We start from the raw sequence: 7628 nt of genomic DNA, 5'->3' as shown, positions 1-7628 counted from the left end.
TTACAAAGATATCTTTGAGTTTCTTTATTCTTTCCATTTTTAACTATGTATTTATTACCGCAGTGAGGGCATATTAATTCTGTATTATCTTTATTAGAAGAAAGATTTATTAATATACTTATGTCTATTATTAACTTTCTTTTAGCTGCATTACTTAAAGGTTTAATTCCTTCTAAAATTTCATTATAGTTATCCGAACACATCTTCTTCATCTCCAAATAATCATTTGTTTAGATACTTGCCTATATTTATCACTTTTATTCATAATACAGCCTTAAATTATAATAATGAAAGATATGATAAAGTTATACCATATCTTCAAATGGCATATAATATTAGTCCTAAAGATATAGAAACTTTATATAATATATCAATAGTTTTATATAATATAGGAGATTATAGAGGAGCATTAAAATATTTAGATCAGATGGATAATAAAAATAATGAAATTTTAGAATTAGAGAAAATTTTAAAAGAAAAAATTAGATAAGTATTTTTAAGGCAATATAATCTGAATTGTAAAAAATCATTCAGATTACATTGCCTTTTTTATAGCATCAATAAATATACGTGCAAATTATGATGGAAAGTATTTTTTAGATACAACAAGAAAGATATATGTTCTCTAATTTTATGCTTAAATATATGCCTTTCAAGCTATATTATTATTTGAATTTTATGTATGATTTTATGCAAAAAGAGGAATTAAACAGTTGAATCCTATTTTTGTATTCGTGGTTAGCATCAAAATTTATTTTGATGCTATTCCTTCTCATTGTCTTTTAAGCAATACTTTTTATTTGCATAAATTTTTGCATCAAGCATAAATTTGTTAAAAGCATCCTTTAGATATTCTCTATCAGCTCTATCAGCTTCAACTCCACAAAAAATTAAATTTTCTTCACTGTCTAAAGCATCTAAGAAACGTGCTTCTTCTTCTTCTAATCGAAATATTTCTTTCTTTGCTTCTAAATTATTATTTTGACTATCTAAAAGGTAGTCAGTGCTGACATTTAAAATTTTTGCAAGCCTCGAAACTATTTGTCCACGTGGTTCTCTTTGATTATGTTCATATCTTGATAAAGTAGCTTCTGTAATATGTGCCATATCTGCAAGCTGCTTCTGATTTAGGTTTTGTGCTTTTCTTAAAGTAAGAATTTTCTCGCCAATTGTTTTCAAACTTATCACCCCGCCTGCTAATCATAAGTATATAGCATTTGCTATAAAACACAATTCTTTTACCATAAATATCATTTTACGTGCTTGATTTACCAGTTGTCAATGTATCGATACTATGATTTTACGATTGAATAATATAAGTTTAAGATTAAATTCATAAAGAATAATACACATATAGTATAATTGTGGTAAAAATAAAAGCTAAATTCTTATAAAAAGAAAATGATCAACAAACATGTAATTTTAAAAATGTATATAATTAAAAAAGCTGAAGTCATATAAAACTATAGCTTTTTAGGAAGATAGTCTTATATGACTATAAAGGTTTAAAAATGTAATCAGTTGTAATATAAGATGAAAAGCATGATATTCATTGCTTTATTCTTTGAAATTATTGTTTTAAAGTAGAAAAAATAGATGTTTTTTAAAAAATATCCTTTACAAACGAACAATTGTTCACTAAAATATAATTATAAATAGAACACCCGTTCGTAAAAGAGATGTAGAGAATTTATTGATTAATTTAATATATTATTATTTGTTAAAAATTCCTTTAAATAATGATTAAAGGAGAGAATACTTTATAAAGTATTTAATAATATTTTATAATTAGTTTTTATTATATAAAATAAGGAAGCTTTTAAAAATAATGAAATCATAAAGATCTATACCTGTAATTTTTGATGATATTAATTTATAAAAATATAATTTTATTTGAGTTGAATTTTTATACAATTATTATGGAATAGTTAAAATACTAGGATATGTTATATAACAGTTTGCTAAGAAACACAATATATACTGATATTTATTTAATAAGTATATTTTAGGCATTAATATTACAAAGTTATCAAAAGGTATAAAGGAGAATTATTATGAATAAGTTGAAGTTTGAAAGATTGTATACAGAGAGAGGCTTAAAAGATTATAAGCTTAAATCTAGAGAAGATTTATTTTTTATTCATGGTATAAAATTGAACCAAGTATATGGATTTAATAACTTAAAAGAAGATCAAAAGAAACTTACTGAAAGATCTATAATTAATTATTTAAATTCTAAGTGTATTAATAAAAGAAACATAGTTATTATTAAATTTTATTTTGAATCTGAAGTAGATGAAGAAATAAAAATGGAGTATATCGAAGATGGAGAGATATGCTTTAGATATATTAAGTAGAAAAAGCATCTATCCTTAAGAAAATTAAATATTTTTTGTGTGGCATAAAATTCTTAATAAAAAAGAAAGCTAAGAAAGATAATAATGAATATTACTTTTTAATAAGCCATTTGCATGTATCAGCTTTATACTTTTATATATTGAGCTTTAGTATGTATCTTTATTAGCTGGTATTCATATGTATATATAATAAAAATTCTGAAGAAGATTTATATATAGCATGAATATGTAGTAACTTTATTATTGATAAAGGAAGCTTTATAGATACACTTACTTTGAATAATCATATATTAATAGATTATGAAAAAATAATTATTCATAATATTAGTTTGTTTCATTATGTACTTATTGTGTCTAAATAGAATCATAAATTTTAAAAAATTAATAGTAACAAAAGTATTAATATATATTTTTTAAGACACAAAAAAATATATAGCAAAAAAAATACAAATAATTGAAATTTTCTAAAAAAAGTATATAATAATAAGTGTGTATCTTATATATAAAATAATAAAGATTACACAAAGAACTCCACAAGTAAAAATAAAGAAAAGGGATATAGGAATATTATTTAAATGTAGTTAGTTTTAAATTGATTCTATGTTCCTTTTTTTATATAGATGCGTAATTTTTAGGTGAATCTCATTACCTATATAATTTTTGTTTTTTATTAGAATATAAATCCATATGAAAATTGTTACAAATAATCCGAAATATATTTTTTATATTATATAATTTATAAAAATAGTGAGCTTATGACCAAGAAATGTAAAATAAAGAAGATAAAAAATTGTAAAATAAAAAAACTTTCCAAAATGTAATAATGTTGGTATAATATAGAAAGCAAAAATATTATAATTGAAAAAATTATAAAGAGTAATACAAATAACAAACGGTAAAATATACAAGGGAGTGATTACGTGGAAAAAGCATTGTTAAAAAAAAGCAGGTTTCAGGCAGAACAGAGTATGATAAATATGATAGCTAAAGGTAAAGAAGATGGGGAATTAAAAGCAGAGATAGGTATTTTTATCATGGCTGTTATTGATGATGTTTTTGATAATAGATGCGTGTCAAAAATTACGTCAGAAGATGAAAAATTGAAGTTAATATCTGATATAATGTATTTGTTAGATTTAGCGGGAATATATATTTTAGGTTATCCCTCAATGAAAAAAGATAGTTTGGAAAATGATATAAGTTTATTTAAGACAAGCTGTATAAAAGAAAGATTCCAAGAAATTTATAATTTATATAAGAGTAAAAAAGTGGCAAAAAGTTTTTGCAGTGTATAATTTGTGTCCTCAATAGTAAGTAAGTTAGTTAGTTAAGAGGACACAGAATTATATACACTGTGGTCAACTTTGGAAAATATCCAAAGCATAAGAGTTTACGAAAAAACTTGTTAGGAAGTAAACTCATATAAAGAATTTTATTAATAGGAGCAAAGTCACATAAAATGTAACACTTACAATATTATATTGCCCCTAATTAAAAAACATATACATCTTAAAAATAAAATTTTTATATGTTTTTATAAGTATAGATAGGGAGTATTTTATAAATACATATATGTATTTAATTTAAGATGAAATTTTTTCAGAAAATGTTGACGTTTTCAGATTTGGTTGATATAATATAAATAAGATATAGTATGTTACTGATAAGCAGGCATTAACTATGCATAAGTATTTAGGATGTTTATGTTGGTTGATGCCTTTTTGCGCGCAAAAGGCATTAAATACATTTTCCTAAAGAAGTATACGTAAATATATGGAAAAGAGGAAATAAAAATGAAAGATAAAATTTTTAGTGTTTTACAGCGTGTAGGAAGATCCTTTATGCTTCCTATAGCTATTCTTCCAGTAGCAGGGCTTTTTCTTGGAATAGGAAGCTCATTTACAAATGAAACAATGTTAGAAGCTTATGGTTTGACAGGTATTATGGGATCTGGGACCTTCTTAAATACAATTCTTTCAGTGCTAAGTGATGCAGGAAATATTGTTTTTGCAAACCTTCCATTATTATTTTCTATGGGGGTTGCAATAGGTATGGCTAAGAAGGAAAAGGATGTTGCAGCCTTATCTGCAGCTATTGCTTTCTTAATTATGCATTCATCAATAGGTGCCATGATAAATATAAATGGAGGTACAGATTCTCTTTTAAGTGGAGCAGCTACAGATGTTCTAGGAATCACTTCATTGCAAATGGGTGTATTTGGTGGTATTATAGTTGGTCTTGGAGTTGCAATTCTTCATAATAAATTCTATAAAATTGAACTTCCTCAAGTATTGGGATTCTTTGGAGGTACAAGATTTGTTCCTATTATAAGTGCAGTAGTTTACTTGGTTGTTGGTATTGTTATGTTTTATGTATGGCCAGTAGTTCAGACAGGAATTTATAAAGTTGGAGATATAGTTTTACAATCAGGTTATGCAGGAACTTGGGTTTATGGTTTTATGGAACGTTTATTAATTCCTTTTGGTTTACACCATGTATTTTACCTTCCATTTTGGCAAACAGCAGTTGGTGGTACAGCAGTAGTTTCAGGACAACTTATTGAAGGTGCTCAAAATATATTCTTTGCTGAACTTGGTACTCCAGGTATTGAACATTTCAGTGTTTCAGCTACAAGATTTATGTCAGGTAAATTTCCATTAATGATATTTGGGCTTCCAGGTGCAGCTTTAGCTATGTATAAATGTGCAAAGCCTGAAATGAGAAAAAAAGTTGGAGGATTATTGTTATCAGCAGCCTTAACTTCAATGTTAACTGGTATTACAGAACCAATTGAATTTACATTCTTATTTGTAGCACCAGTACTATACGGAATTCACTGTGTATTTGCTGGGGCAGCTTATATGTTAATGCATATGCTAAATGTTGGTGTTGGTATGACATTTTCGGGAGGATTCATTGATTTATTCTTATTTGGTATATTACAAGGAAATGCTAAAACAAGCTGGATTAATGTGGTTTTTGTTGGTGTATTATATTTTGTTGTATACTATTTCTTATTCAGTTTTTTAATAAAAAAGATGGACTTAAAAACACCAGGACGTGATACTTCAGAGGAAGTAAAACTTTACAAGAGAAGTGATGTTGATGCTAAGAAAAAAGGATCTTCAAAAGATGAATTATCAGAAATGATAACAAAGGGACTTGGAGGTAAGAAAAATATTTCAGATGTTGATTGTTGTGCTACAAGGCTTAGATGTACAGTTTACAAATCTGAATTAGTAAATGAAGGTATTTTAAAGCAAACAGGTGCTTCGGGAGTAGTTCATAAAGGACAGGGAGTTCAAATAATTTATGGACCTAGAGTAACTGTAATTAAATCAAATCTTGAAGATTACTTGGTTTTAGCACCAGATGTGGAAATTGAAACTGAAGAAGTTAAAGTGGATAAAACAGAAAAGGTTGAAAAGAAAAAAACAAAGGTAAAAAGAACTATTATTTTAGGAAGTCCATTAACAGGTGAAGCAAAGGATATTACAGAAACACCAGATGATGCTTTTGCTCAAAGAATGATGGGAGATGGAGCTGTGATAATGCCTTCAAAAGGAGAAGTAACAGCGCCAGAAGATGGAGAAATATGTTTTGTATTCCCATCTAATCATGCTGTTGGGTTTAGGACAAAGGATGGAATAGAACTTTTAATCCATATAGGAATAGATACTGTTAACCTTAATGGAGAAGGTTTTGAAGCCTTTGTTAAAGAAGGAGATAAGGTTAAAAAAGGAGATAAAATATTAAGCTTTAATATTGATGAAATTAAAGATAAAGTACCATCAATGGCATCTCCTTATGTTATAACTTCTTTAAATGATAATATGGAAATAAGATTATTGAAAAATGGGAAAATCAAGTCTGGGGAAGACTTAATTGCCATAGATGAATTAGAATAAAAAATTTGTGGAGGCATAAAATGTTTAGAATCATAAAAGTATTAAATCATAATGGTATTATTGCTACAGATAAAGAGGCAGAAAAACAATATATACTTCTGGGAAAAGGAATAGGTTTTGGGAAAAAGGTAAATGAAAGAATTATTCCTTCAGATGATTGTCATATTTATCATATTCAAAAGGAAAATAGTAAGGGTTCAAGTAAAGAAATTATTGATAATATAGAACCAAAGTTCCTTGAAATCGCTAATAATATTATTATGGAATCAGAAAAAGAATTTGGGGAAATAGATAGAAACATTTTATGTCCTCTTGCAGATCATATTGCTTTTGCAGTAAAGAGAATTAAAAATAATGAGGAAATACTAAATCCATTAAATTCAGAGATAAAAGCATTATTTGCAGATGAATATAAGGTTGCATATAAAGCAAAATATATGATAGAAGAAAGTGAAAAAATTAAGCTTAGCGAAGATGAAATTGGGTATATTGCCCTTCATATACATTCATCCTTAGGAAGTGATAATGTATCACAGGCCATGAAAATGGCTTCTTTAGTTAAAGAATGTATTTCAATAATTGAAAATCATGTGGGTAGAAAAGTTGATGTGAATTCATTAGGCTATAATCGCCTTGTGAGTCATGTAAAGTATATGATAGCAAGAACATTATCAGGTGAAACTATACAGCTTGACATGAATGAATATATTCAAGAAAAGTTTTCTAAATCTTTTATATTAGCAAAGTATGTATGTAGTAAAATAGGTCTTGAACTTAATAAGGAATTAAAGGATGTAGAAATTGGTTATCTTGCCATGCATATAGAGAGAGTATTTTCAGAAGAATTATTATAAAAAGAGGTCTGGATTAAAGTCCAGGCTTCTTTTTTGATTAACCTATTATGTATATAATAATTAATTTATTTATTATAATGTAAATGTAAGATTTTAAACAGCTAAAGTGTGGAGGGTGATATGAAAAGATTTAAAGAACTTTTGTTTTTAAAGCAAATAAAAGAAATAGGAAATGCAATCATAAATAAAAAGTATGCAGAGGATTTGAAAGAAAAATTCAAAATCAAGGGGAGATAATAAAAAGAAAAAAGGATGTATATTCATATTGATATGATACCTCTAAAGTAGACATGGTAAATAACCAAACTCTACTTTGGAGGTATTTTTTTATGGGAAGAAAATTTAAATATTCAGTTGAAGATAAAATACAAGCGGTTAAGGATTATCTTTCAGGACGGAAGACTACCAAACAAATATGTTCCGAACTAGGAATAAGATACAACAGTAATCATGGAAATATAATCCGTGTTTGGGCTAAAAAATATAAACTATTTGGGGAATCTAGTTTG

7 protein-coding genes and 1 pseudogene are annotated in these 7628 nt (G+C 26.6%); 6 read left to right on the top strand and 2 right to left on the bottom strand.

The annotated features are described in order from the left end of the window. Positions 1–203: pseudogene (locus BM384_RS13595) on the bottom strand (hypothetical protein); the annotation flags it as partial. A gap of 119 nt (positions 204–322) precedes the next feature. Between BM384_RS13595 and BM384_RS13590 the strand changes: the two are divergent. Next, the gene (locus tag BM384_RS13590; protein WP_207650727.1) at positions 323–490 is read left to right on the top strand and encodes a hypothetical protein; all 168 of its coding nucleotides are present in this window, start codon (positions 323–325) and stop codon (positions 488–490) included. Between the two features lie 272 nt (positions 491–762). On the opposite strand, the gene BM384_RS13585 is transcribed toward BM384_RS13590, so the two are convergent. Further along, entirely contained in the window at positions 763–1179 is a 417-nt protein-coding gene (locus BM384_RS13585; protein WP_175537389.1) for a helix-turn-helix domain-containing protein, read from the bottom strand. Between the two features lie 875 nt (positions 1180–2054). Between BM384_RS13585 and BM384_RS13580 the strand changes: the two genes are divergently transcribed. The 5 genes from BM384_RS13580 to BM384_RS13560 all read left to right on the top strand — a co-directional run. Beyond that, a complete protein-coding gene (locus tag BM384_RS13580) occupies positions 2055–2357 on the top strand; it encodes a hypothetical protein (RefSeq protein WP_090014400.1) in 303 nt (100 codons plus the stop codon). Positions 2358–3277: 920 nt separating this feature from the next. Further along, positions 3278–3652: a hypothetical protein gene (locus tag BM384_RS13575; protein ID WP_090014399.1), complete on the top strand. Its 375-nt coding sequence runs from the start codon at positions 3278–3280 to the stop codon at positions 3650–3652. 498 nt (positions 3653–4150) lie between these two features. Continuing rightward, positions 4151–6265, top strand: coding sequence for a PTS sugar transporter subunit IIABC (locus BM384_RS13570; RefSeq protein WP_090014398.1), 2115 nt, complete (start codon positions 4151–4153; stop codon positions 6263–6265). A 20-nt stretch (positions 6266–6285) separates the two neighbouring features. Further along, on the top strand, positions 6286–7119 hold the full coding sequence (locus tag BM384_RS13565) for a PRD domain-containing protein (RefSeq protein ID WP_090014397.1): 834 nt from the start codon (positions 6286–6288) through the stop codon (positions 7117–7119). A 329-nt stretch (positions 7120–7448) separates the two neighbouring features. Beyond that, positions 7449–7628 (top strand): transposase (locus BM384_RS13560; RefSeq protein WP_175537264.1); only part of this gene is annotated, 180 nt, incomplete at its 3' end.

The organism is Clostridium sp. DSM 8431 (assembly GCF_900116755.1).
Classification (GTDB): Bacteria; Bacillota; Clostridia; order Clostridiales; family Clostridiaceae; genus Clostridium.
This window is presented reverse-complemented; position numbering and strand designations above follow the sequence as displayed.